Origin of the sequence: Leifsonia xyli subsp. xyli str. CTCB07, from assembly GCF_000007665.1 — a bacterium.
In the GTDB taxonomy this organism is placed as follows: domain Bacteria; phylum Actinomycetota; class Actinomycetes; order Actinomycetales; family Microbacteriaceae; genus Leifsonia; species Leifsonia xyli_C.
This window is the reverse complement of sequence record NC_006087.1, coordinates 1447985-1471708: the sequence shown is the minus strand read 5'-3', so window position 1 is coordinate 1471708 and position 23724 is coordinate 1447985. Positions and strand designations below refer to the sequence as shown.

26 protein-coding genes, 1 tRNA gene, 2 pseudogenes and 1 riboswitch are annotated in these 23724 nt (G+C 67.3%); of the genes and pseudogenes, 11 read left to right on the top strand and 18 right to left on the bottom strand.

What is annotated here, in order from left to right; genetic code table 11:
• Positions 1-6: 6 nt before the first annotated feature.
• Positions 7-924, bottom strand: coding sequence for an endonuclease/exonuclease/phosphatase family protein (locus LXX_RS07045; RefSeq protein WP_011186234.1), 918 nt, complete (start codon positions 922-924; stop codon positions 7-9).
• Positions 925-1029: 105 nt separating this feature from the next.
• On the opposite strand from LXX_RS07045, the gene LXX_RS07040 reads away from it, so the two are divergent.
• From LXX_RS07040 to LXX_RS07015, 6 genes are all read left to right on the top strand, one after another.
• Positions 1030-1323: a spore germination protein GerW family protein gene (locus tag LXX_RS07040; protein WP_050737881.1), complete on the top strand. Its 294-nt coding sequence runs from the start codon at positions 1030-1032 to the stop codon at positions 1321-1323.
• Positions 1324-1392: 69 nt separating this feature from the next.
• Positions 1393-1503, top strand: a riboswitch (TPP riboswitch).
• A 32-nt stretch (positions 1504-1535) separates the two neighbouring features.
• Complete coding sequence (locus LXX_RS07035) at positions 1536-2150, top strand: ECF transporter S component (protein WP_011186232.1); 615 nt, start codon at positions 1536-1538, stop codon at positions 2148-2150.
• Between the two features lie 5 nt (positions 2151-2155).
• Positions 2156-3673, top strand: coding sequence for an ABC transporter ATP-binding protein (locus LXX_RS07030; protein WP_011186231.1), 1518 nt, complete (start codon positions 2156-2158; stop codon positions 3671-3673).
• Complete coding sequence (locus LXX_RS07025) at positions 3670-4449, top strand: energy-coupling factor transporter transmembrane component T family protein (RefSeq protein ID WP_041767563.1); 780 nt, start codon at positions 3670-3672, stop codon at positions 4447-4449. Before LXX_RS07030 ends, LXX_RS07025 begins: the two co-directional genes overlap by 4 nt.
• Positions 4433-5056: a hypothetical protein gene (locus LXX_RS07020; RefSeq protein WP_011186229.1), complete on the top strand. Its 624-nt coding sequence runs from the start codon at positions 4433-4435 to the stop codon at positions 5054-5056. Before LXX_RS07025 ends, LXX_RS07020 begins: the two co-directional genes overlap by 17 nt.
• 80 nt (positions 5057-5136) lie before the next feature.
• Positions 5137-5322, top strand: a complete 186-nt coding sequence (locus LXX_RS07015) for a hypothetical protein (RefSeq protein WP_011186228.1) — start codon at positions 5137-5139, stop codon at positions 5320-5322.
• Here LXX_RS07015 and LXX_RS07010 read toward each other — a convergent pair.
• The 4 genes from LXX_RS07010 to LXX_RS06995 form a co-directional block, all read right to left on the bottom strand.
• Positions 5319-5672 carry a metallopeptidase family protein gene (locus tag LXX_RS07010; RefSeq protein WP_081423114.1) on the bottom strand — a complete coding sequence of 118 codons (354 nt, stop codon included), beginning with the start codon at positions 5670-5672 and terminating at the stop codon, positions 5319-5321. The two genes, LXX_RS07015 and LXX_RS07010, sit on opposite strands and share 4 nt — an antisense overlap.
• Positions 5672-5875, bottom strand: a complete 204-nt coding sequence (locus LXX_RS07005) for a hypothetical protein (protein ID WP_041767561.1) — start codon at positions 5873-5875, stop codon at positions 5672-5674. Before LXX_RS07005 ends, LXX_RS07010 begins: the two co-directional genes overlap by 1 nt.
• 57 nt (positions 5876-5932) lie before the next feature.
• Positions 5933-6925: a hypothetical protein gene (locus tag LXX_RS07000; RefSeq protein WP_011186226.1), complete on the bottom strand. Its 993-nt coding sequence runs from the start codon at positions 6923-6925 to the stop codon at positions 5933-5935.
• A gap of 152 nt (positions 6926-7077) precedes the next feature.
• Entirely contained in the window at positions 7078-7335 is a 258-nt protein-coding gene (locus LXX_RS06995) for a thioredoxin family protein (protein WP_223227610.1), read from the bottom strand.
• Between the two features lie 134 nt (positions 7336-7469).
• Here LXX_RS06995 and LXX_RS06990 point away from each other — a divergent pair, with 134 nt between their 5' ends.
• From LXX_RS06990 to LXX_RS06980, 3 genes are all read left to right on the top strand, one after another.
• Positions 7470-8309 carry an SGNH/GDSL hydrolase family protein gene (locus tag LXX_RS06990; RefSeq protein ID WP_041768337.1) on the top strand — a complete coding sequence of 280 codons (840 nt, stop codon included), beginning with the start codon at positions 7470-7472 and terminating at the stop codon, positions 8307-8309.
• Positions 8310-8319: 10 nt separating this feature from the next.
• On the top strand, positions 8320-8943 hold the full coding sequence (gene orn, locus LXX_RS06985) for an oligoribonuclease (RefSeq protein ID WP_011186223.1): 624 nt from the start codon (positions 8320-8322) through the stop codon (positions 8941-8943).
• 48 nt (positions 8944-8991) lie between these two features.
• Positions 8992-9067: transfer RNA gene (locus LXX_RS06980), tRNA-His, on the top strand.
• Between the two features lie 429 nt (positions 9068-9496).
• Here LXX_RS06980 and LXX_RS06970 read toward each other — a convergent pair.
• The 12 genes and pseudogenes from LXX_RS06970 to LXX_RS16735 all read right to left on the bottom strand — a co-directional run.
• A complete protein-coding gene (locus LXX_RS06970; protein WP_011186222.1) occupies positions 9497-9841 on the bottom strand; it encodes a histone-like nucleoid-structuring protein Lsr2 in 345 nt (114 codons plus the stop codon).
• Positions 9842-10422: 581 nt separating this feature from the next.
• Positions 10423-11289: a hypothetical protein gene (locus LXX_RS06965; RefSeq protein WP_011186221.1), complete on the bottom strand. Its 867-nt coding sequence runs from the start codon at positions 11287-11289 to the stop codon at positions 10423-10425.
• 107 nt (positions 11290-11396) lie between these two features.
• Positions 11397-12401, bottom strand: a complete 1005-nt coding sequence (locus LXX_RS06960) for a LacI family DNA-binding transcriptional regulator (RefSeq protein WP_011186220.1) — start codon at positions 12399-12401, stop codon at positions 11397-11399.
• Positions 12398-13072 (bottom strand): endonuclease/exonuclease/phosphatase family protein, encoded by a 675-nt coding sequence (locus LXX_RS06955; protein ID WP_141692796.1) that lies wholly within the window; start codon positions 13070-13072, stop codon positions 12398-12400. Before LXX_RS06955 ends, LXX_RS06960 begins: the two co-directional genes overlap by 4 nt.
• A 32-nt stretch (positions 13073-13104) precedes the next feature.
• The gene (locus tag LXX_RS14325) at positions 13105-13266 is read right to left on the bottom strand and encodes an endonuclease/exonuclease/phosphatase family protein (protein WP_155806803.1); all 162 of its coding nucleotides are present in this window, start codon (positions 13264-13266) and stop codon (positions 13105-13107) included.
• Positions 13263-14156, bottom strand: coding sequence for a hypothetical protein (locus tag LXX_RS12695; RefSeq protein WP_011186218.1), 894 nt, complete (start codon positions 14154-14156; stop codon positions 13263-13265). Before LXX_RS12695 ends, LXX_RS14325 begins: the two co-directional genes overlap by 4 nt.
• Complete coding sequence (locus LXX_RS06945; RefSeq protein ID WP_011186217.1) at positions 14153-15820, bottom strand: ABC transporter permease; 1668 nt, start codon at positions 15818-15820, stop codon at positions 14153-14155. The genes LXX_RS12695 and LXX_RS06945 overlap by 4 nt, the downstream gene beginning before the upstream one ends.
• An 85-nt stretch (positions 15821-15905) precedes the next feature.
• The gene (locus LXX_RS16745; protein ID WP_370558474.1) at positions 15906-16106 is read right to left on the bottom strand and encodes a TOBE domain-containing protein; all 201 of its coding nucleotides are present in this window, start codon (positions 16104-16106) and stop codon (positions 15906-15908) included.
• A gap of 376 nt (positions 16107-16482) precedes the next feature.
• Positions 16483-16905, bottom strand: a pseudogene (locus LXX_RS16740) (ABC transporter ATP-binding protein); the annotation flags it as partial.
• 6 nt (positions 16906-16911) lie between these two features.
• A complete protein-coding gene (locus LXX_RS06935; protein ID WP_011186216.1) occupies positions 16912-17979 on the bottom strand; it encodes an extracellular solute-binding protein in 1068 nt (355 codons plus the stop codon).
• Positions 17980-18272: 293 nt separating this feature from the next.
• Positions 18273-19022, bottom strand: coding sequence for a helix-turn-helix domain-containing protein (locus LXX_RS06930; protein ID WP_041767557.1), 750 nt, complete (start codon positions 19020-19022; stop codon positions 18273-18275).
• A gap of 46 nt (positions 19023-19068) precedes the next feature.
• A pseudogene (locus tag LXX_RS16735) lies at positions 19069-19131 on the bottom strand (hypothetical protein); the annotation flags it as partial.
• A 286-nt stretch (positions 19132-19417) separates the two neighbouring features.
• Here LXX_RS16735 and wecB point away from each other — a divergent pair.
• Positions 19418-20533, top strand: coding sequence for a non-hydrolyzing UDP-N-acetylglucosamine 2-epimerase (wecB, locus tag LXX_RS06925; RefSeq protein ID WP_050737879.1), 1116 nt, complete (start codon positions 19418-19420; stop codon positions 20531-20533).
• Between the two features lie 323 nt (positions 20534-20856).
• Positions 20857-22275: a glycosyltransferase family 2 protein gene (locus tag LXX_RS06920; protein ID WP_011186212.1), complete on the top strand. Its 1419-nt coding sequence runs from the start codon at positions 20857-20859 to the stop codon at positions 22273-22275.
• Positions 22276-22457: 182 nt separating this feature from the next.
• Here LXX_RS06920 and LXX_RS06915 read toward each other — a convergent pair whose 3' ends face one another.
• On the bottom strand, positions 22458-23636 hold the full coding sequence (locus LXX_RS06915) for a hypothetical protein (protein ID WP_011186211.1): 1179 nt from the start codon (positions 23634-23636) through the stop codon (positions 22458-22460).
• Positions 23637-23724 lie beyond the last annotated feature (88 nt).

Sequence of the window (23724 nt, the reverse complement as noted above, 5' to 3'; positions counted from 1 at the left end):
CGTCCGTCAGCGCAGACCGACGAGGATGCCGCGGTGATCGCTGCCGTTCGCCGGGAGCACGGTGCTGACGGAGACGGTGAGGCCGCGGGTGAGGGCGTGGTCGAGCCGGGCGACGGGGAAAACCGCCGGCCAGCTGAAGCCGAGGCCGAGGCTGCTGTCCGGCTGCTCGTCGAGCTCGGCCAGGAGAGGGCTGAGCGAGTGGTCGGTGCTGGCGGCGTTGAAATCGCCGATGACGAGGAGATGCTCGGCCGTGTCGGCGGCGATCGTGTTCCGCAGTTCGGCCAGCATCCGGTCACGCTCCTGGTGTTCGCCGGGACGCATCGATGCGAGGTGGACGGTGTAGACCCGGGTCGTGGCGCCCGGCGTGGCGACATCGACACGGAGGGCGCGGTTCCAGCCGAGGCCGAGGCTCAGCGGCTCTTCGCCGGTCAGTTCGTATCTGCTCCAGAGACCGACGGTGCCCACGACGATGTGGTGGGGGTAGCGGCCGGCGAGGGCGGATTCGACGGCCGGGCGCGTCGTGGCGTCGAGCTCTTGCAGGGTGATGAGATCGGGAGAGCGCGAAGCGAGGCCCTCCGCGATCGCGGATGCCTGCGGGTTCTGTGCCCGGATGTTCTCACTCACGACCGTGAACCGTGGGGCGCCGCCATTCATCGCCGGCAGCGCAGCGACGCCGAAGGCCGACCACCAGACGGCCATCGCCGCCGCCACGGCCAGCCCGGCGACGAGTGAGAGCCGCAGCAGCGCGACCGCCCCGAGCACGATGAGGAGCGCGCCTCCCCAGGGCAGGAAAGTCTCGACGAGGGATGCCGATCCGGCGATGTCGGGCAGCGTCCTGTGCCACAGCAGCAGAGCGCCGACCGCGAGTGCCGCGATCCCCGTCAGCAGACCGCGCGGGCGGAGGCGGGGAGGGCGGAGGGGCACGGGACGATTATCCCTAGCCGTTCCGTGGAGAAACCGGTGCGAAGGCTGGGTGCGCCGTGAGAACCAGCCTGGCCGCTCGGAGAACCAGCGGGGTACGGTGAGGACATGAACATCTCACTCAAACTCGCGGAGACGTTGAGCTCCTCCGGTGTGAAATCTGTTTACGGGGAGCCGGTCGTGGTGGATGGCACGACGATCGTCCCGGTCGCGGCGGTGAAGTTCGGCTTCGGCGGCTCTGTGGGCGACGACGAGGACGGCCCCGGCCGCTCCGGGGGTGGCGGTGGGGGCGGCGTGGCCGTTCCTTTCGGCGCTTACGTGAGTGATGAGGCCGGAGTGCGGTTCCGGCCGAACCTGATCACTCTGCTGGCGGTCGGCATCCCGTTCGTCTGGGTGGCCTGACACGGATGGTCGCGGGTCATCCGCGCTCTCAAGAAGTAGGGACTCCTCCTTCCGAATCCGACTACACTGGCTTCTGAACACGGGAGTCCGGTGAGCCGGGCTGAGAGGAAGCTTATCCAAGCTTCGACCGTCGAACCTGATCTGGGTCATGCCAGCGCAGGGAGGCTACTCGCGATCCCGTGCCCTCGTTTCTGGAGAGAAGGGGCACGAAAGTGCATGCAACTGTTCCACCCCTCGTAGCCCGCCCGGTGCGCGTCGTCCGCTGGCGGGTCGTCGACATCGTCGTCGCCAGTGTGGTCGCCGTCGCATCCGGTGTCGTCTTCTGGGCCTGGGGCCAGGCCTGGAACCCGTTGTCGGGCCCGGTCACGGCTCTTCTGCCCAGCTTCCAGGGCATCCTGAACGGCCCCTGGCTGTTCGCCGGGGTGCTCGTCGCGCTCATCGTGCGGAAGCCGGGCGCTGCACTCTACGGCGAGGTGGTCGCCGCCGTCGTCTCTATGCTCGTCGGGACGCAGTGGGGTTTCGCGACCCTGTTCTCCGGCGTCGTCCAGGGGCTCGGCGCTGAGATCGTCTTCGCACTGTTCCTCTACGCCAAGTGGACGCTGCCGCCAGCTCTCCTCGCGGGCGCGGGGGCGGGACTCGCCGAGTCGGTGCTCGACCTGTTCTATTCGTATCCCGGGGTGGGGCCGGGCTTCGCCATCGTCTACACGGTCACGACCACGACCTCCGGTGTCGTCGTCGCAGGTCTCGGGTCGTGGGCCCTCGTCCGGGCGCTGGCGAAGACGGGAGCGCTCGACCGGTTCGCGACCGGGCGCGAGGGCCGGGTCTGAGCGCGGTGCCGGAGACGACCCCGGCGAGGCCACCCGCGGTCGCGGTTCGGGCCGACGATTGGGGCTGGCGCTACGCCGGACGGCGCGCCTGGGCGGTGCGCGGTCTGACGCTGAGCGTCGAGCCGGGCGAGCGGGTCCTGCTCCTCGGCGCGTCCGGCGCGGGGAAGTCGACGGTACTCGGGGGGCTCGCTGGCGTGCTGGGCGGCGACGATGACGGCGAAGCGGAGGGCGACCTCCGGCTGGACGGGCGGCTGCCCGCGGCTGCGCACGGACGCGCCGGACTTCTGCTCCAGGACCCGGATGCGCAGGTCATCCTCGCCCGGGTCGGCGACGATGTCGCCTTCGCGTGCGAGAACCTGTGCGTGCCCCCGGCGGACATCTGGCCGCGTGTGAAGCGGGCGCTCGGCGAGGTCGGCCTCGATGTGCCGCTGAGCCATCCCACGGCGGAGCTCTCCGGCGGGCAGAAGCAGCGGCTGGCGCTCGCGGGGCTGCTCGCGATGCGGCCGGGGCTGCTGCTGCTCGACGAGCCGACGGCGAACCTCGATCCCGAAGGGGCGCGGGGGGTTCGGGAGGCCGTCGGCTCGGCCGTCGCTGCGAGCGGGGCGACCCTGATCGTCGTGGAGCACCGCGTGGGCGTCTGGCGGGACCTCGTGGACCGCGTCGTCGTGCTCGCCGCAGACGGCGGGACGCTGGCGGACGGCGTGCCGGACCAGGTGCTGGCGGACACCGCGGGTGAGCTCCGGCGGGCGGGAGTCTGGCTTCCGAGCCAACCGCTGCCCACGGCGCCTGTCGGGGCCGAGGGGGCCGGCCTCCTCACTGCCCGCGACCTCCGGGTCGGACGGGGGCGGGGGGCGACGGGCGGAAAGCGCCGAATCCGGAGGGCCGCCCCGGTCCCGCCGCTGCCGCTGCGCGCCTCCCTCGACATCGCAGAAGGATCGGCGCTCGCGCTCACCGGGCGCACTGGCGCGGGTAAGTCCACCCTCGCGCTCGCGCTCGCCGGCCTGGTGCCACCGCTCGGCGGAACGCTCACCGCTGAGCCCGCCCTCGCGGACGGCGCCGGACCCGACCCGGCATCCTGGCGCTCGGGCCAGCTGCTCACCCGCATCGGCAGCGTCTTCCAGAACCCGGAGCACCAGTTCCTCGTGGCGACGGTCCGCGACGAACTCGCCGCCGGCCCGCGCGCCCTGCGGCTTCCGGATGCGGAGGTCGCCGCCCGCGTTGAGGGCCTGCTGGACAGCCTGGGCCTCGCCCCCCTCGCGGACGCTAACCCGTTCACCCTCTCCGGCGGGCAGAAAAGGCGGCTGTCGGTGGCGACCGCGCTGGCGACACGGCCCCGCATCCTGATGCTGGACGAGCCGACGTTCGGACAGGACGCGAACACCTGGCGTGGACTGGTCGCCACCATCGCCAGGCTGCGCGAGGAGGGGCACGCGGTGGTCGCCGCGACACACGACCTCGACTTCGCGGCGGCGATCGGTGCGGGGGAGCTCCGTGTGGATGCGGCGGCCGGAGCCATCGCATGAGCGTCGCGGAGCCGGTGCGGCAGGGACCGCTCGCAACTCTGAATCCGGTCTCGAAGCTCGGCGCGGCGTTGATCGTGACGACCGTGCTGCTGCTGTCGATCGACCCGGTCTCCGCTGCGGTCGCGCTCGGACTGGAACTGGCGCTGCTGTGCTTCGCGCGCCTCCCGGGTCGCGCAATGTTGCCGCGGCTGGCCCCGTTGCTCATCGCAGCGCCGCTCGCCGGGCTCACAACCGCGCTCTACGGGCGGACCAGCGGGACGGTCTACCTGCACTGGTGGGCGGTGGAGGTGAGCGACGGGTCGCTGCTGCTGGGGATCTCGACGGTGCTGCGCATCCTGGCGATCGGACTGCCTGCGGTGCTCCTGTTCGTCACCATCGATCCGACCGACCTCGCAGACGGGCTCGCTCAAGTGCTGAGACTGCCGGCGCGTTTCGTGCTCGGGGCGCTCGCCGGGCTCCGGTTGGTCGGGCTGTTCGCGGACGACTGGCGTGCCCTGACACTCGCGCGGCGGGCACGCGGAGTGGCCGAATCGGGTGCGGTACGGCGCTTCCTCGGGCAGACCTTCGCCCTGTTCGTGCTGTCGATCCGGCGCGGCGCGAAGCTCGCGACAGCGATGGAGGCGCGCGGCTTCGGAGCCCCCGGACCGCGTACCTGGGCGCGACCGTCCGTGTTCCGTGGGCGGGACGCGGCGGCACTGGCGATCGCAGTGCTCGTCGCGGCCTCGGCGGCCTCGGCGGCGATCGCAGTGGGGAGCTGGAATGTCCTGGGGGGCTGAACGCACGGCAGCCCGGGACACGCTGCTCGCCCGCGTCGCGGCGGCGGCGGATGGCGTCCGCATCCCGGTCGTGCTCATCGACGGCCCGAGCGGTGCGGGAAAGAGCACGCTCGCCGACCTGCTCGTCGCGTGCTGGCCGGGCGGCGAAACCGTGCGCCTCATCCGCATGGACGACCTCTACCCGGGCTGGGGCGGCCTCGACGCCGCGAGCGCCGGTCTCTCCGAGACCCTCCTCGGGCCGCTCGCGCGCACCGGCCGCGGGCGTTGGCGGCGCTGGGACTGGGCCGCAGGGGAGCCCGGCGAGTGGCAGAGTGTCGAGGGGCCGGGGCCGGTCGTGGTCGAGGGGTGCGGCACGCTCGCGCGGCGCAGCGTCCCGTGGGCGCACCTCCGGCTCTGGCTGGACGCGGACGACGCGCTGCGGAAGGAGCGCGCGCTCGACCGCGACGGCGAGACATTCGTGACGCACTGGGATGGCTGGCAGAGAGACTTCGAGCGCTACCTCGCCCGCGAGGACCCCCGCGCCGCCGCCGACTTGCGTCTCGACGTGACCGGCTGGCCGCTCTTTTTCTCTTGCCACCCGCCCGCGGGGACTACGGTGGCGCCATGAGCGAGACACACCCCGACCCGGAGTAAATCGTCGAGTACGCGGACGGCCCGCTGGCCGGCACCGCCGAGCGCCGCTATCTGGTGGGAGGGAAGGCGGATGAGCGCCTCAGTGCGGTCGCCGCGGTCGAGGGGCTGGAGTCCCTGTTCTGGTACGTCGCCGGTGAGGAGCGCACGGTGAACGGCGAGCGCCATGTGATGTACCGTTTCGATGCGGTGGACAGCGACCCGGTGGAGGCGGATCGCGACGACCGGAATCCGGTCTTCTAGGCCCAGCCGAGTTCGTGCAGGCGGTCGTCGTCGATTCCGTAGTAGTGCGCGATCTCATGTACGAGCGTGATGTGGATCTCCTCGCGCAACTCCTCCTCGTCGGCGCAGATCGCGAGCAGTGACTCCCGGTAGAGGATGATGCGGTTCGGCATCTCGCCGAACCCGTAGCGGTCGCGATCGGTCAGTGCGACGCCGTCGTACAGGCCGAGGAGGTCAAGCGTCCCGTCCTCTGGACGGTCGTCGACGACGAACACCACATTGTCGAGTCTGTCGACCATCTCGTCGGGCAGTCGGTCCAGTTCATCGGTGACGAGCGCCTCGAAGGCGTCCTCGTCGAGGTCGAGCGGCATCATCGGGCTCCGGCGACCGCGGTTCGCGCGATGCGTTGCTCCTCCATGCCGCCGTGGCGGAGGCACGACCTGGCCTCGCCGTCCGGGCTGAGCTCCATCCGCTCTCGGAGGCGATTGCAGACGGCGGAGGGGACGCTCTCGGCCACCGGGCGGGTGACGCTGCCCACGAGATGCGTGTCGTGGATGACGAGGCCGGTGCTCACTCGCGTGAGTCTACCGGCCCCGGGTCAGCGCTCTGTTCGACCGGTCAGCGCCAGCGGTCAATACCAGCCGACCGGCTGCGAGTGACCCCATGCCGAGCACGGCGTGCCGTAGCCCCGTTCGATGTAGTGCAGACCCCACTCGATCTGTGTGGTGGCGTTGTCGGCCCAGTCGGAGCCGAAGGCCGCCATCTTGCTGCCCGGGAGGGCCTGCGGGATCCCGGTTGCGCCGCTCGATCCGTTGGACGCTCTGTAGTTCCAGCCGGACTCCTTCTGCCACAGGTCGCTGAGGCACTGGAACTGGGCATCGCCCCAGCCGTAGGCGCCGGCGGCGAGACGGCGGGCCGTGGTCTTCGCGCCCTCCGGGGTGTTCGCGGCGGCCGCTTCTGCGAGACGGTCGGCCTCCGCGCCGGCCGCAGCGAGCGCGGCGCTGGCTGCGTTGGTCCTGTCGATGCTGACACGGAGCTGGGAATCGTCCAGCTTCGTGTAGCCGGTGAGGCTGGCCATCATCGTCTTCGCCGCGCTCGCATCCGCCTTCGCGGCGTTCGCCTGCACGGTCTGCTCGGCGCCCGCGAGAGCGTTCTTGGCTTCGGTTTCGAGCCGGTCGCGCCAGATGCCCTTGTACACCGAGAGCTGTTCGCGGTGCAGCCCGGTCGAGTCGGAGAGTTCGCGGGTGGCTCGTTCGCTCGCCTGCTGCTGTGCGATCGCCGGGGCGATCAGGCTCGTGGAGAGGAGGACAGCCACGGTCCCGGAGACGACTTTGGCGAGAGGGGTGTTGGTCTTGCGGAAGGTGGAACGAAGACTGCTGAGCATAAGCTTCCTGGGTTGGGCTTCCCTGCCCGCCGGTACACGCCCGTTCGGGGCGCGGCACGGCGATGAGCGCTCCCGCGGGAGCGCTCGCTGACAGGCTGGAACCGCACCGGTACGCGCGGAAGCCCCGGCTGACGGGGTCCGTCCGAGGCGCGGCGTGTGGCGCGGGTGCGAGGCACCGGGGTTTCGGGGCGTCGCTCTCCCGGGATGGTTGGGGTGGGGAGGGGCGACGTGGTGCAGCACGGACGGCGATCTCTGCCGTCGGCTGACGACCTTAGGCGCTCATCCTGGACAGAACAGGCACGAACGCTGAGAAGGCCGTGTGCGCAACGGCAAATCCGCTTCGGTCCGGATGCGGAGGGGAGAGGGACCGGATCTCCGGTGCCGGGCGTGCCTCAGACCGCCCTCGCCGCCGCCAGCACCTGCTGCAGCGTTGGGACGCCCTCGGCGTGGAACACCTCCGTGCCATCGGCCGCGTTCACGATCACAGTCGGCGTCGAGCGGATGCCGTCAGCCTCCGCGAGTTCGATCGAGCGAGCCACATCTCGCTCCGTCACCGACAGCCGCGGGGCGATGCGTGCGGCCTCCGCGATGACAGCGCGCGTCCGCGTGCAGGGCTCGCAGAACGCCGAGGTGTACAGAGTGAGAGCCACTCCCGCGGTGACGGAAGGGTCAACGGCCGGTGTCGCATCCACACAGTTCAGTGTACGTCCGGCGAATTCCCGGTGGCCATTGGGGGATGCCCCCACGCCGTCCGATCGCCGCCCGGGCGACCGACAATCGTCTTGTGAGCCGAACCGTTTTCACCCGGTATGTTGCCCTCGGGGACTCGATCACCGAGGGGCTGTGCGATGCGGCGCCTGGTCGGACGGGGAGCTGGCTGGGCTGGGCGGATCGCCTGGCGGGCATCCTCGACGTCGATGCGCGCCTCTCCGGCGGCACGGTCGAGTTCGCCAACCTCGCGGTGCGTGGCCGTCGCATCGGAGACGTGGTCGACGAACAGATCCCTGAGGCCGTGCGGCTGCGTCCCGACCTCGTCTCGGTGCTCATCGGGGGCAACGACCTGATGAGTCCGGCCGCCGACCCAGACGCCCTGGCTGCGAAACTCTCCGATGGGGTGGGTTGGCTTCGCGCGACCGGGGCGACGGTGCTGCTGGCGAACCTCTTCGACCCGCAGTTCGCCTTCTTCTTCAAGCCGTTCCGCGGTCGTGCCGCGGTGTTCAGTGCGAACATCTGGAGTATCGCGCGCGACCACCGCGCGCAGGTGCTCGACATCTGGGGCGTGCGCGAGTTCCAGGACCCCGGGATGTGGGCCGCCGACCGTATGCACTTGAGCGCCCGCGGGAACCGGCTTCTCGCGAGCCGGGTCGCGCAGACCCTGGGCGTCCCCTCCGCGGAGAGCACGGCCACAGACGGGGCCGGGCCGTTCGAGCCCGAACCCGCCGATGTGCCGTTCCGCACCTGGCTGCGCGTCTACGCGCTGCCGTGGGCGGTCCGGCGAGTGCGCCGTGTCTCGCTGGGCGATGGCAGGGGGCCCAAATGGCCGGAACCGCTGCCGGTGGGCGCCCTCCTGCCGCGGAGCCCCGGGTTCGGATCGCCGCCGCAGGCCCTCGGGGGCCCGCACTAGACTCGTCTGTATGGCAACCTCCTCGGATCGACTCGTCTGGATCGACTGCGAGATGACCGGCCTCGACCTGGCGGTCGACGAACTGGTCGAGATCGCAGTGGTCATCACCGATTTCGACTTGAATGTCCTCGATCCGGGGCTGAGCATCGTCATCAAGCCGGATGCCTCCGCACTGGACAATATGAATGACTTCGTCCGCGAGATGCACACCACGTCGGGCCTCATCGAGGAGATCCCCGGCGGCGTCAGCCTCGCGGAAGCGGAGTACGAGGCGCTCGAGTACGTCCTCAGGTTCGCACCGGCTGCCCGCACGGCCCCGCTCGCCGGGAACACCATCGGCACCGACCGGATGTTCCTCGCCAAGTACATGCCGCGCCTGGACACACATCTCCATTACCGCAACGTCGATGTCTCCTCGATCAAGGAGCTGGCTCGCCGCTGGTTCCCCCGCGTCTACTTCAACGCACCCGAGAAGAACGGCGGCCACCGCGCTCTCGCCGACATCCTCGAGTCGGTGCGCGAGCTCGACTACTACCGGAAAGCCGCCTTCGTCGCCGAGCCCGGGCCGACGACGGAGCAGACACAGGCCGCCTCCGCGACCATCGTGGAAAAATGGACCGCCCGAATGGGCTAGACTCGTTGGGTTGCCTCGAACGGGACGAAGAACCGTGCGAGAGACATGGTGGGTATAGCTCAGCTGGTAGAGCGCCTGGTTGTGGTCCAGGAGGTCGCGGGTTCAAGCCCCGTTACTCACCCCATTGCTCATTGTCTGGGCTGAGGTCAGAACGACTCGCACACGGCTGGTCGGCCATCACAGAAGGCGATGGCTGACCAGCCGTTTTGCGTATATATCTCTGGCGCACTTCGCTTCACGGATCGCGCGTTTGAACGGGACGCTAGCAGTCGCTGGGATGGCGAAAACTCGCGTTCGGTTGCCGCGCACACGCAAGCCCGTGCGGTGACCCGTCCGAAAAGCATCCTTTATGGACGTCTGTGCGGCGGTGCCATCCGCCCCCGATGACTCGGAAGCGTTTGGCGGGATTGCTTCCCAGCCGTTTGCGAGCACATATCGGGTCGAGCGCGACACGCTCTTTTTCTCGATCGCAGAGGGCGAAGCGGTGACGGACACAACCGCCGCACAGGAATTGTCGAAAAGGGACCGACCGCCGGCTTGAGCCGGAGTCCTCTCAAGCGTGAGCGGCCTCATAGGCCGCCAGAATCGCAACCGGAATCCGGCCACGGTCCGGCATTGGGGTGCCCTGCTCACGCGCCCACGCTCGAATGGCCGCAAGATCGCGACGTGCGGGCTTCGCGCCGACTGTGGACGAGCCACCGCGCCGGGCACGAGGCTGGGGACGAGCGGCCGCAACATAGGCGGCCAGCGTCTCGCGCAGCGCCGCAGCGTTCGCCGCCGACAGGTCGATTTCGTAGTTCACATTGTCCAGCCCAAACGTCACCGTCTCGCCGCCGCTGTCGCCAAGTTCAGTGCCGTCCAGATCGTCGACAAGCTGATAGATGACTTTCTGTGCCATAAGGATTCCTCTTTCGATTGTCAGTAACGTGTCACAGTGTAGCCAAGAGGGAGAGCTGTGCAATCTGCTTTCGTTCGTGATTGTCGCGTATTTCACTGCGGCGACGGTGAAGGAAGCGAATCGGATTGATCTCGTCAAGCCAAGCTCGGCCGCTCTCTCTTGGGCGGAAACCACGATTCATAGAGACGATGGTTCTCTGCGAGGCGGTCGTCGTCCAGTGTATACTGCCGAATCGCGACGTTGCGCTTTCGAGAAAGCGATGAATCACGTTTCTGTTGATTTCCCGTTGATCGGAGAGTGGACGGAGCGCAACTTTCTGCCTGTCTTTATGCGGGCCATCTGGCCCGCAATTTCGATGTTCACGAACTCTTGTCTCTGCTGAGGGAGGAGGGCGTCAGAACACGCCGGTCCCCGCGTCCCACAGTCTGGGGTCGAGACGGGCAGCGTGAGCGCCGAGCACGGTGGCTCGATCGCGACCCGGGCCTGAAGGATCAAGAGAGCGATCTCCACCGTGCTGCCCCGTTCGGGTACACGATGCTGAGCGAGCACCCCGGCACGGTGGGAACCGGTGGAGCGCTCCTCTACATTCTGTCGGGGTCCAGGTTCAGCTCTGTCCCCTCGAACATCCACCGGCTGGTTCCCGACGAGGGCAGGTCCGGGTTCAACCAGATCAGATACTCCAAGGGGATGCCGAACCAGTCGGCCACATTCCCGGTCAGGTCGGCGGCCGCGACCGTGTACTTCCGTGGCGCCCCGCTGCCGGTGGTCGCGGTAAACACACCGGTCGCGCCCTCCCGTGCCCCGTTGTCCGCCGGCCGCACATTCGATTCGCGCACGGGGACCGAACACTGCACCCGGTTCACGGCCAGCACTTTGTCCGGCCCGAGCTCTTGGGGCACCCCGTCGAAGGACGCGGCGGAGGAATACGTCACGAGCGTCGTCAGATGCGACGGCTGCCCCACGCTCCCGAGCGAAGCGGTGACGCTCCGCGTCGCAGCGGTCGGCCCGCCGAGCGCCTGGTCGCCGACCCCGTGGTAGGTCATCCCGTCACCGACCTGCGGCGGGATCTCAAGCAGCGTGACGGACACCGGCACCGACACCGTCGAGGTGAATCCCGTGTATTCGGCCCTATAGGTGTTGTCCCCGTTCGCCAGCATCCGGTAGCGGAAGTGGATGCTGCCTTTCGGCGATGTGACATCCCCCTCTGCCACGACCGTCCCAGCGGCCACCGATGTGAGCGTCGGTGGTGGAACCGGCGCCGCCGTCGGCTCCGGCGTCCCCTCCGCCCGCGGCGAAGCGCTCTGTTTGTGCGTCGTATGCCGCGTCGGCGTCGGCGTCGTGGCTGTGCCCGCTCCGAACAGGGCGCACCCGCTCAGCATGCCAACGGTCACGACAGCGACCCCTGCCGTTGCGAAGCGCATAGCGTTGCGCTTGTGAGTGTGGTTCATGGTTTCCCTCTGTGAACGACCCTACAGGGGACTGTCTGAGCGTTCGACATTGGCGGTCCCCTGAGCCCCCGCCCGGGCCGATCCGACGACCGTGGAAGGGACCGGGCTCATCGTCTCCGGGCCGCTGCGACCGTGCGCCCGCGGACAAGCTTGCCGGCGAGCCGGTGGTGCTTCAGCGGGAGGTCCGGGTCGTGGTCGCGCTGGATGAGCTCGTCGGCGACGGTTCGGCCGATCGTGACAAGCGGCTGACGCCAGGTGGTCAGGCCGAGGACCTGAGAGGCGATCTGCCCGGTCCCGTCGTAGCTGGTGAGCGAGATGTCCCCGGGTACGTCGACGCCGCGGTCGCTGAGCATCTCCCAGGTCGTCAGCAGGGTGGGGTCGTTCGGGCACATGATCGCCGTGACTCCGGCCAGCGCGGCTTCGAGGGCGTCGGCGGCGGGGGCGTCTGTGTCGTGCGAGAGCGGGATGGGGACCGGCTCGATCCCGAGCGCGGCCAGTTCCTTCCGCATGCGGAGGGTGCGGGTGCCCCGTGTGGTCGAGCGGGCTCTGGACACCGTGACCACGCCCACCCGGCGGTGCCCGTTCTCGGCGAGGAGCTGCGCGAGCCAGCGGGCGCCGCTCCCGTCGTCGGAGACGGAGCCGACGCCGGGGATCCGCAGCGCCGGGCCGGCCAACATGGTGGGAACCGTCGCCGCCGCGGCCTGGATGTCCTCGTCCTGAACCCGGCCTGAGGCGACGATCAGGCCGCGCGGTCGCAGGCCCATGACGGCGTCGAGCGCCCCCGCGGTCGAGCCGCCGCGGGGTGTCGCGGTCGCCACGGCGAGTTCGTAGCCGTGCGCTTCGAGCGTCTCCTGGATCACGGTGATCAGCTCGCCGTAGAACGCGAGCTTCGCGGTGCGGGCGAAGAGCGCGATCGTGCGCGATTCGGACGATTCCAGCCCGTGGGCTCGGATGTCCTTGATGTATCCGATCTCCGCGGCCGCCGCCTCGACGCGGCGGCGCAGTTCCTCCGACACACCGTACTGCCGGAGCAGCGCCCGGCTGGCGGCGGACTTGGAGACGCCGGCGCGCGCGGCGACGTCGAGGATCGAGACCCGCTTCCTCTCCGTCACTCCGGGCTCTCCACCGTGTAGTCCACGACGTGGCCGAGGTGGTCGCTCGGCCACGCGCCGTCCCGGCCGGGGTCGCTGAGCGTCCAGGCGGCGCCCGGGCGCAGTCCCGGCGAGTGGAACTGGTAGTCGAGCGTGTAGTCGAGGTCGCCCGTGCTCCCGGGCAGGAGCGGGGCGGCCTGCTCCGCGTAGGCGCGCGGACCATCGCCGACGAGCGGGTTGCGCTCCAGGATGGTGGCCCCCGACCCGAGCCGCGGCGCGGCGCGCCAGGCATCCGCGAGGCCCCAGCCGATGATCCGCCGGTACTCTAGGCCGTCGGGAAGGAAATTGAGGTCGCCGGTCAGGATGTGTGGCTGTCCCGGCCAGGCGCCGAGCCGCTCCTCGACGGCCGCCAGCTGTTCCAGCCGGATCTCGACGCTCCGGCGGATTCCGTCGTCCCTGACGCCGTCGAGCGGCAGCCGGCCGGCGCCGGCGGCGCGGTAGTCGCGGTCGAGGCCCAGGCGGCCGGCGCGCTCGGTGTTTCGGAGGTGGAGGGAGGTGAACCGCAGGGGCAGGCCGTTGCAGGGGATCGTCGCCGTGGCGAGCCGGCGCTCCGCTCCGCCCAGCGGGTCGGGGAGGTCGATCGTCTCGGCGTCGGCCGGGGCCGTTCGGCTCAGCACGGCGGGTAGCGACACCGTTGGGTCGTCCCCGCCGACGGCGGCGACCGTCAGCCCGAGCGCCTCAGCGAGGGCCCCGCATGCGTCGCGTCCGTCTCCTGGAGGAGCACGATGTCGGGTGCCGCGGCCCGCAGGGCACCGGCCAGAAGCGGGACGCGCTCCAAGCGGTCCCGCCACAGGACGTTCCAGGTCGCCGCACGGATGGTTGTCACGATGGATCCTTTCGTGGTGTTCGCGTGCGCAGGCGTGCGTAGGAGCGGTCATCCGGCGCCGCCGATCCCGAGCGGAGGGCCTTGCCCATCTCCCAGAGCGCTCCAATGCACGCCGGGTCGGTCGCGATGGCCGCGTCGAGCTCGCTCTGGGCGGCGTCGAGCGTCGGGGCGGCGGTCAGGAAGCCGTCGCTGGCGAGAACGACCCAGCACGGATGCGGGACGGGGAAGACCTCGACGAACACGTCCGGCACGCGGGTCCCGTCGAGGACGCCGTAGCCGTAGGGGACGGTCCGGTTGGCGAGCGCCGGCTGCACGGCCAGGAGCGGCCGGGCGGCGGCGAGGCCGGGATCGGCGTCCCTCAGCTGCGCGAGGGACAGCATCCCGTCGGTAAGGTGTGCGCTGTTCACCGCCGCGCGGTACCGGGCCATCGCGACGTCCACGTCCTTCCGGCCGGGATGCTGTTTCCCGTTGATGGCGATGTGGATGTCTCCGACGCGCCAGACTTCGTTGCGCTCGGCGGAGTAGATGGCGGCGACCGCTCCGGCCGGCCCGGTGTGGGCGACGTCGAGCGCGGCGAGCCGGCGGGTGATCGCGGCGCCGGCTTCGTAGGCGGTCGCCCGGGCGGGCAGCGCGCCGATCGCCGCGGCCGCGGTGGCGGCGAACGCGCGGCCGCTCGGCGCCTGCCCCGGTTCGCGGAGGGGGGTCGACATCCCATCGAGCACCGCCACGTGGCGCGGGGTGACGACGATGATGTCCTCGCAGCGGGATGCGTCGCTCTTGCCGCGCACGAACACCTCCGTGAGGCCGGCCGGCGCCCCGCCGCCGGTGACGAGGAGCGCGGTCGTGTCCGTCCCCGGGCTCAGCCAGGGCGGGTCGGTCACGACGCTCACCGTCCCGTCTCCGGCCGGCCGTGGAGCTGCCGGGCTGAGCGGGCGGCCATCCGGTCGGCGAACAGGACCACGACGACGGCCGGGACGGTGCTGATGACGACGTAGCTTGTCGCGATGCCGGCCAGTCCGGGGGCGTCGCTGGCGGCGAGCGAGCCCATCGTCACGCCCAGCGGCTGGTTGTTGACGTTGTAGAGCATCACTGAGACCGTGTACTCCTCGAAGGTCTGGTTGAAGCCGAGTGCGGCGACTTGCAGGAGGACGGGCAGCAGCAGCGGCAGAGAGAGGCGGAGGAAGCGTCGCGCCGATCCCGCGCCGAGGGAGCGACCCGCCTCGTCCAGCGCCGGGTCGATGCCGGTGTAGCTCGCCCGTACGAAGCGGATCGCGGTGGGCAGGAGCATCACGGTGTAGGCGAGCGGGAGGATCCAGTATCCGCCGATGAGAACCTGGCCGCCGACCAGCGGGGTGGCCGTCCCGAAGGCGATGGTGAACCCGAGCGCCAGCACCACGGCGGGCAGGAAGTACGGCAGGAACAGGCTCACCTGGATCGCGTCCGTGAGCGGGCCGGGTCTGCGGTGCAGCAGGTAGGCGAGGACGGTGCCGATGACGCCGGCGGCGGGGATCGCGACCGCGATCATCGCCAGTGAGTTCAGCAACGGCTGTGCGACCGCGGGATTCGAGAACACCTGGACGTAGTTCGCGACCGTCAGGCCGGCGCCGAAGTCGAGGGTCCGAATTGCCGACGCGGGCAGGAGCGACAGGTAGACGGTCGCCACCAGGGGCAGCAGGTTCACGACGGCGAGCAGAGAGGCCACACCGTGCGCTCCCGCCCGCAGGAACGGGTTCCGGATGCGGATTGGCCGGAACGGCTGCGCGAACTTGCTGCCTGCGCGTGCGGAGCGGCGCTCGGCGCGCAGCGCCCAGATCAGCGCGCCGACCGTGATCGCGGAGAGGGCGAGCCCGAGGACCGCCGCCATATCCGGCCGCCCCAGCTTGCTGAGGGCGAGCACCAGCGGCCCGACCATCTGGAAGCCGCCGCCCCCGAGGATGTTCGGCGCGGCGAAGGAGCCCACCGCGCCGGTGAACACCATCAACGTGGTCGCCAGGGGCATCGGGCGCAGCAGCGGCAGGACGACCCGGAACAGCGCGTATCCGGTTCCCCTTACGAGGGAGCGCGCCGCCTCGACCATCGAGAAGTCGATCCGTCGCAGCGCGGGGCGGAGGAAGAGGAAGTGGTAGCCGGTCATCGTGAACGTGTGGACCACGAGCACGGCGGCCATGCCGGAGAACCAGGTTCCGGGCAGCCCGTGGAAGACCCGCTGGAGCACGCCTGTGAGGAGCCCGTTGCTTCCGTAGACGGCGTTGTATCCGGTCACGGCGGACACCGAGCCGAACACCAGAGGAACGGCGAAGGCGAGCGTGAGGAGCCCGCGGCCGCGGAGGCGGACCGCGTCGAGGAGGAACGTCTGGGCGATGCCGAAGATGTTGACGGTCACGACGGAGATCACGGCGACGATGAGCGTGTCCCGGATCGCGGCGAGGACGCGGGCTGAGCCGAACACCTGGGTCAGGGTCTCCGCGAGCATGCCCTGCGCCGGGCTCAGCACGGAGCCGACGACGGCGAGGTTCGGGTAGTACAGGAAGGCGACGACGAACCAGCCGATCACGACCAGCGCCGCGCGCTCCCGCCGATGAGGCCGACGAGCTGGCGGCGCGACCGGTGCGCTCGGACGCCGTGGCCGTCGACGGCGGTCACGCCGCCAGCCATATCGCGTCCTCTCTGTCGAATCCGCAACTCACGGCGTCCCCCGGGGCGAGCGAGCCTCCGGGCGCCGAGCCGGTGAGTCCGGTGAGGGTCGTTCCGTCCACCGTCACGGCGAACCGGAGGAACGGCCCGAGGAAGACCACTTCGGTGATCGTGCCACGCGCGGTGTGCTCGGCGGCGGCGTTCACCCGCAGCCGCTCCGGCCGCAGGTGGAGCCGGTGGCCGGGGACCGGGGCGACGCCGAAGCGTTCCAGGACATTGTCGGCCACGGCGTTCGCGCTTCCCACGAAGTCGCAGACGAAGGGGGTCGCCGGGGGAGTGGTAGACGGTGTGCGGGGTTCCGACCTGCTCGAAGCGGCCGTCCCGCATGACGGCGACCCGGTCCGAGAGGGCGAGAGCCTCCTCCTGATCGTGCGTCACGTACAGAGTCGTGATGCCCAGTTCGCGGTGCATGCTCTGGATCTCGGTGCGCAGGTGCAGCCGCAGTTTCACGTCGAGGTTAGACAGTGGCTCATCCATCAGCAGCAGCGAGGGCTCGGTCGCCAGCACCCGGGCTATGGCGACACGCTGCTGCTGCCCGCCGGACAGCTCCGCCGGCATCGCCTCGGCGAAGGAGGCCAGCCCGGTCGTGTCGAGGGTGTCGGCGACCCGTCGCGAGATCTCCTCTAGCCCGAGGCGTCGTGCGCGGAGGCCGAACTCGACGTTGCCACGCACGGAGAGGTGTGGGAAGAGAGCGTAGTTCTGGAAGACGAAGCCGACTCCGCGGTTCTCGGGGGCGAGGCTGGTCACATCGACGCCGTTCACCTCGATCCGTCCGGAGGCCGCCGGGACGAACCCGGCGACCGTCCGGAGCAGGGTCGACTTGCCGCATCCCGATGAGCCGAGCAGGGTGACGAACTCGCCGCGCTCGATCCGGAGGTCGATGTTCGAGAGCACGGGATCCGCGCCGCCGTACGAGACGGTGAGGCCGGAGAGGGCGATGGTCATGCCCGGTCAGCCCTGCACATCGAGCTGGATCTTCTGCAACCAGTCCGAGAGGCGCTGGGACACCACGCCCCAGTCGATCTTCTGCGGGGTGACCTGGCGCAGTCCCTGCTCGGCCCCGGGGAGCCGCTTGACCGCATCCGGGTTGAGGGGGGTATCGTTCTTCGTCGCGGTGACGAACCCGACCTGGAAGCTGTCGGAGCCGAACCAGTCGATGAACTTGCGGGCCGCGGCTGCGTTCTTCGTGTCCTTGACCATGCCGACGCCGCCGTTGACGAACGGGCTCCCGCCGACGGCGTCGACGATCCTGAGGTCGATGGTGTTGTCGGAGGTGCCGGTTTGAATGCCGCCCAGCCAGCTCACCACGATCGGCTGAACGCCGGACCTCACCTGTGCCCAGTCGAACGGCGCGCCGGCGGCGGTCTGCTTGGCGTTGTGGAGGATCGCGGCGAGCGTGTCCCAGCCTTTCTGCGACACCGTGCCGGTCGTGTGATCGGCGTAGCGCCACAGGATTCCCACGGCTGCCGCCTGGCCCGTCTGGCTGGTGAGGGCCGGGAAGGCGAACTTGTCCTTGTACTCCGGCTTGGCCAGGTCCGTCCAACTGCTCGGCGCCTGGGCCGCCGTCATCGTGGACGCGTTGTAGGCGATCGCGATCGGGGTCTGCGTCAGCAGTGTGAAGTCCTTGCTTCCGGACGCGAAGGCGGACGGGATCTTGCCGGCCCAGTCTGGAGCGAAAGGCTGGAGCACACCCGCCTGGTCGATCCGGTTGAGCTGCGGTGCCCCGAGGACGACGACGACGTCCGCCTGCGGGTTGTTCTTCTCGGCGATGAGGCGGGTGGCGAGATCTCCGCCCGCCCCGTTGACCAGCTTTACGTCCAGGCCGAGGTCCGATTTGGCGTGCTTGGTGATGTAGCCCCCGCGCACGGGGTCGCCCTGCGGCGTGTAGACGACGAGCTTCGTCCCCGCTGAGGAGCCCTCGGCGGAGCCGGGGGCCGGCGAGGTCGCCGAGCATCCGGCGAGGGCGGCGACCGCCGCCGCCACGGCGGTCGCGGTCAGGGCCCGTACAACGAACTTCATGATCTCCCTCTCTTGCCGGACGACGAGCCCGACAGGAGGACGTTCGCCGCGGCATCCGTCTCGGCGGCCAATGCCGGGTGACGGGAGGGTTATCGAACGGGAAACGATCCCCTCGTTTCGGGGACGTTCCCTACGCTGTCGAGGCGGTAGCGGTCGTCCGCGCATTCGATCGGCCGACCGGTGGTGTCGTCGCTCTCCCGCCGCACCCGCAGCAACTCATGACCGCCGGCCCAGAAACACCGTTCATCGGACAGACTCAAAACCGGGGCAGGCTCCCACACGCTCCTGAACGTTCATTTGCAGGCGACCTCGAACAGCTCCCGCCGGCTGGTGAGGCCGGTCTTCTGGAGAGCGTTGTGGAGATGACTCTCGACCGTGCGAACGCTGAGTCCCAGTTTCACTGCGATCTCAGCGTTCGAGCTGGCCCCCGCCAGAAGTGCGATCTCCCGCTCCCGGCGGGAGAGGGACGTGCCGGGAGTGGTCGTAGGCAAGACGGGGATGTCGGAGGGACCGCGAGACTTTCTATTCAGCAGGTCGAAGGCCTTCTTGAGGGGCTCGGCAAAGTCCGGCCGGTTCCGCTCTTGCTGTATCCGGCAGGACAGAGCCATGAGAATGAGTGGCAGGTCCGTGTCCGCCGGATAGTCGATTGCGAGCGCGGTGAGCTTCCCCGGGTCGTCGAATGAGACTCGAAGCAGCCGGATGAAAGCGGACGGGAAACTGCGGCTGGTGATATGAACGATCTCGGTGAGCAGGTCGAGCCCTCCCTGTGTAGGCCAGGTCATGAGAGTGATTCGCACCATGAAGAGCGAGGCGAAGACGGATCCTCCCGTGAGCAGTTCGCGACACAGGCAGAGCAGGGTGTCGATCGCGGCAGGTACGTCTTCGCCAAGCAGGTAGCGGATAGCTTTACCGAGCTCTTCCTGCATGCCAGGAAGCGTCTGCAGGGGAAATTGCAGCGAGTCGGCCTCGGCTAGGAACAGCTCCGCGAGACGGCGTTCGCCCACAAAGAGGAGGCCCCAGCTGGCGGCCCTCGTCAACGTCAAGGCGTTTCTTCCACAGCCGAAGCGTCTCAGCGTTCACACCGAGCTTCCCAGCGACGTGCTTGATCACAGCGTGATCGGTCTTGTGATCAGAGCGAGCCTCACTCAGCATCCGCAGCGCACGCTGACGGAACTCGTCCGGATACGATCCGGGCATAACTCCATCCTCCAAAAGAAAAAACAGAACAAAACCCACGGCGAATCAATCTAAGAGGGCAGGTCACATTTCACCTATCCGTGCAGCAGTCCCGCTTGTTTTTCATAAAGTTCGGTATTATCATGAGGAGATTCGATACCTTGCCTGCGGAAAGAGGAGGTTCAGGTGTAGAAGGGCTGGTCGAGACGGGTGTGAGGTCCCTGTGTGTGATGGTGGATTCGCGAAGGGATTAGGAGTCAGAGTGCGGGTCGCGGTTGTGGTAGGTACCCGACCCGAGATTATCAAGCTTTGCCCGGTCGTCCGCGAGTTGGGAAACCGGGCAATTTTGATCCATTCTGGACAGCACTACGATTCGTTGATGGCGGGGTCCTTCTTTGAAGAATTCGGGATCGGGGCACCTAACTTTATCCTCGAAGGCGTTGGCGGTGAGAATCGCACGAGACAGATCGCGTCAATCATGCAACAGTTGTCTGATATTTTCTCCCAGGAACGCTATGGTGCTGTCATTGTGCAAGGCGACACAAATACTTCTTCCGCAGCTGCCCAGGCCGGAAATTATGCCGGTATACCTGTAGTTCATGTCGAAGCGGGGCTTCGCTCTCACGATCGGGCGATGCCCGAAGAACTCAATCGGCGTGTTGTGGGCGTCCTTGCCGATATCCACTGTGCTGCCACAGCCGTGAACGTCGATAACCTTCTCGCTGAAGAGGTGCCCGCGGAACGGGTCATCCTTACCGGAAATACCATTGTAGAAGCGACGACTTGGTCGCTTTCTCGCCCCGAGCGAGATTTGCCAGTTGACCACCAACTGTTGTCCACCGGTATCCTCGCGACCATCCACCGGCCTGAGAATACCGACAGCCCTGAGGCTCTACGCCGCATTGTCGAGGCACTCATCGGGCTGGACGCTCCGGCTTTCCTCATCGCCCATCCACGCACTCGCGCTGCACTCGCAAGGTATGGGCTGCTCGACATCGCCGAGGACGGCCTCGTCTTGCTGCCCCCCGTCTCCCACAGGCAGATGCTGAGCATGATGGAGATCTCTCGGCTGATCGTCACTGACTCGGGTGGGTTGCAGGAGGAATGCACAGTCGTGAAGACCCCGCTGATCGTCGTGCGCCGATCCACTGAGCGCCCCGAATCAATTACCGCTGGTTTCTCCCAGCTCGTCACCCCTGATCAAGACCTCGCGGGTGCCCTCCGATCCGCGCTGCACTCCTCCGTGCTGTCCCTCGCCGCGCGGCCGTCGCCATATGGCGACGGCCGCGCCAGTGGCCGCATCGCGCGAATCGCGATCAACTTGGCTGACTACGGCCACGTTATTCATCCGGAACAGTTCACGCTCGCCAACGTGTAAGCCCAAGCCGGCGCTTATCGAAGAAATAAGGAGAAAAGAATTTGTATGGAAGCGGTTCGGATGCTGGCATTATCAGTATGGGAATTGTCGGGGGTTCCCTGGCAGCCACGGGCAGCGGAGCATTTATTCCTCTCGTGATCATTGCCTGTGTCGGAATAGTCATGGGTGTGCTGTTGCTTATTCGCAGAGGGATCCTCGCCCGATCTGCCAAGGGTGATCTGCGTTGACCGCTTGAAGCTACTCGTTAACCCACTTTCGGTCGTGGTTCTAGATGACGAATCGGAGCACCATGGCACGCACCCATCGGATGGTGAGAAATTGCGATGGTCACACTGCTGAACGCGTTCACTGCCTGCATGGGTGTGATGTTCTTCTCCTACGTATTTTTTATACTTTTCCCCTTTCTGCAGCACAGAAAGCTCACCCCGGGGAACCCAGCAGCCTTCAGTTTTCATCTCTTCATCCCGTGCCGGGATGAAGAGATGGTTATCGCGACCACTATTGAGCGTGCGCGATGTGATTTTCCGGACGCGCACGTTTGGGTCATCGATGATGACAGTGACGACAACACGGTTACGATCGCTTCCCGCTATGCTGCCGATCCGTTCGTACATATCGTTCGACGCCGTCGACCGGAGGCGCGAACCGGTAAGGGTCATGCGCTGAACGCGGCGTATATGGAACTCAACAACTGGCTTCCCGCGCAGTTCGATAGCGAAAACACCATCGTCACCGTCATCGACGCTGACGGAGAAATGGCCGAAAATGCGCTCCACGTCGTCTCCTCCAAGGAGGTCTTTGGTAATCCGAATATTGGAGCTGCTCAGATCGCGGTCTGGATGAAGAACCGCAATGACGAGGTTCCTTATCCAGGCCGCGGACGTCTCTCCAACATGAGAGCACGGTGGATAATTCGAATGCAGGATATTGAATTCCGTACCGGCAGTGCTGCGATGCAATCTTTACGCGCACGAGCCGGCACCGTCGGACTCGGTGGCAACGGACAGTTCACACGACTGAGCGTTCTCGACGCGATCTCGCTGCGACAGGGCCGACCATGGAACGGGGCACTGCTGGAAGACTACGAGCTTGGATTGCAGGTGTTATTTACCGGATCAAAGATAAAACACGTCTACGACACGCACGTCTCTCAGGAGGCGGTTCCCTCCATTCGACGTTTTCTAACCCAACGGACCCGGTGGGCTCAAGGCAACATCCAATGTGTCCGATACATCCCACAGATCGTGAGGTCACAACACTTTAGTTCAGCTGGTGTTATCGAGACCTGCTATTACCTGGTCCTTCCTTTCCTGCAAATGCTAGGCATGATGGCGTTCCTAACCTTGGCGGGCATCGGTATCTTAGAAACAATTACTACCCCAGGATTGAGCTTACCGTTGCTCGAAAAAATCGAATTCGACGCCTTCCTTTCACTGCTTTTCGCGATCATGCCATTCATCCTTTGGGGTCCCGTCTACAAAATCCGCTGCGAGCCCAAAACTTCAGTGGTGCGCTCGATTCTCTACGGGTTCGGCGTCTGGATATACATCTATTACATCTACATCTCTATTACTCGCGCTTTCCTCCGGATCGCGCTCCGCCGCAACAGCTGGTCCAAAACCCTCCGCAACGAGAAACGCACGTCACCGACCGATCTGACCCCACCAAAAGTAGGCGAGAAAACCTGCCAGGGAAGCTCGGAATTTTTAAAAGTTGGTCGCGCATGTCACCGTCACCGGTGAGGAACATTGTTGCAGGATGTCGCAACGCTCACCGATTCCGAGGGCAGCACGTCACCTTTACCGTATATGCCACCCAGGCCAGCAACCCTCCGTGGACTGTCGATTAACGGTGTGTGGGGTCCGGTGGCTCATGAGTGGATGATGTTGGTCTCCGAGGTCGCAGGCCGTTCCATTCGCTCGGTTCACTGAAGTGATTCCCAGCTGAGCAGGTCAAAGCTCGGGCCGATCGGCACGTTGGCGTTCTGGTATTGCGCCACCCGAGCGATGACGGCGCATGATGCACCGTCGGCGGGACATGCCGGGTCGGTGAACAGTTCCGCGTTGAGTTCCCCGACGGAAAGCCAGGATGTTGCGAAGGCGCGGAGGTTCTGCGACCAGATGATTCGGGAGGAGGCGGTTTGGTTATAGGAGCCTCCGAGAAGCAGGCAGGACCGGGAGAGTCCGTCCTGGACGACCAGCCGCAGCGAGGTGATGGCTGGGGCGGAGGACCGGACCGTCTGGAAGAAGGAGACCATGTTCGCCTGGTAGGTGCCATATTGACCATCTGCTTGAACCTGCGCGAGCGGTTGGTCAAGCGCCGGCGACCACAGATACGCCCCCGACGGTTGAACCGTGTTCAACACGCGTGACAGTGCAGCGAAGTAGGCCACGTATGCTGCGCGGACGACAGCGCTGGCTATGCCGGCCTGATCGTTGCGCATCAGCGTCGGCAGAAACCCCTCCCAACTGATATACCAGTTGATGGTCACGCTCGGATACGCCCACCGGAACACAGTCGCGAGCTGGGCGCTAAGTGCGATGTGTGCGGCGGTGACCGCACTGTCGGTGATGCCCTGAACATACGGGTTCCACCCGGACGTGTTTGCCGAGCTGCACTCCGCCTTCATGGCAGTGATGCCACGTCTGTTGCCACAACTGGGTTCACCGATCGTTCCGACGTAGACGCTTCGGAACGCCGGCGTGGGCCCGCCTGGAAGGAAAGGGGCGACATGGTCGAGCACGCGGCGGGAGAGCTGCGGGGTACTCGTCCCGTCGTCGACGTCGGTCAGGACCAGATCCCGGTTCGGGTTCCCGGCCAAGTAGTCGGCGCGTAAACGGGCGAGGCTGTGATCCAACTCCGGTAGCACGGTGGCGTCATAGTGGGATCGGATGTCGGTTGTCGACACCTGCAGCATCAGCGATAGGTCCGCTGTGCTGTTCGCAGGCTCGGCGGCGGCAGGCTCGGCGGTCATGACGGGGGACTCCATCAGGGCTAGCACGGTAATCACGCAGCATGCGCACCACTGAACACACCGTCCGATGTGAATGGTCTCCATGAACATAGTTTCTCCCGAAATCGCGGTGAAACGATGAATGCTCATCGCTCTTGATAGAGCGGTTCGGGTCCACGATAGCTCACCGGGAAAGGGAGACGCTATTGGATTGTGGGCTCACCGTACACCGGCGAAC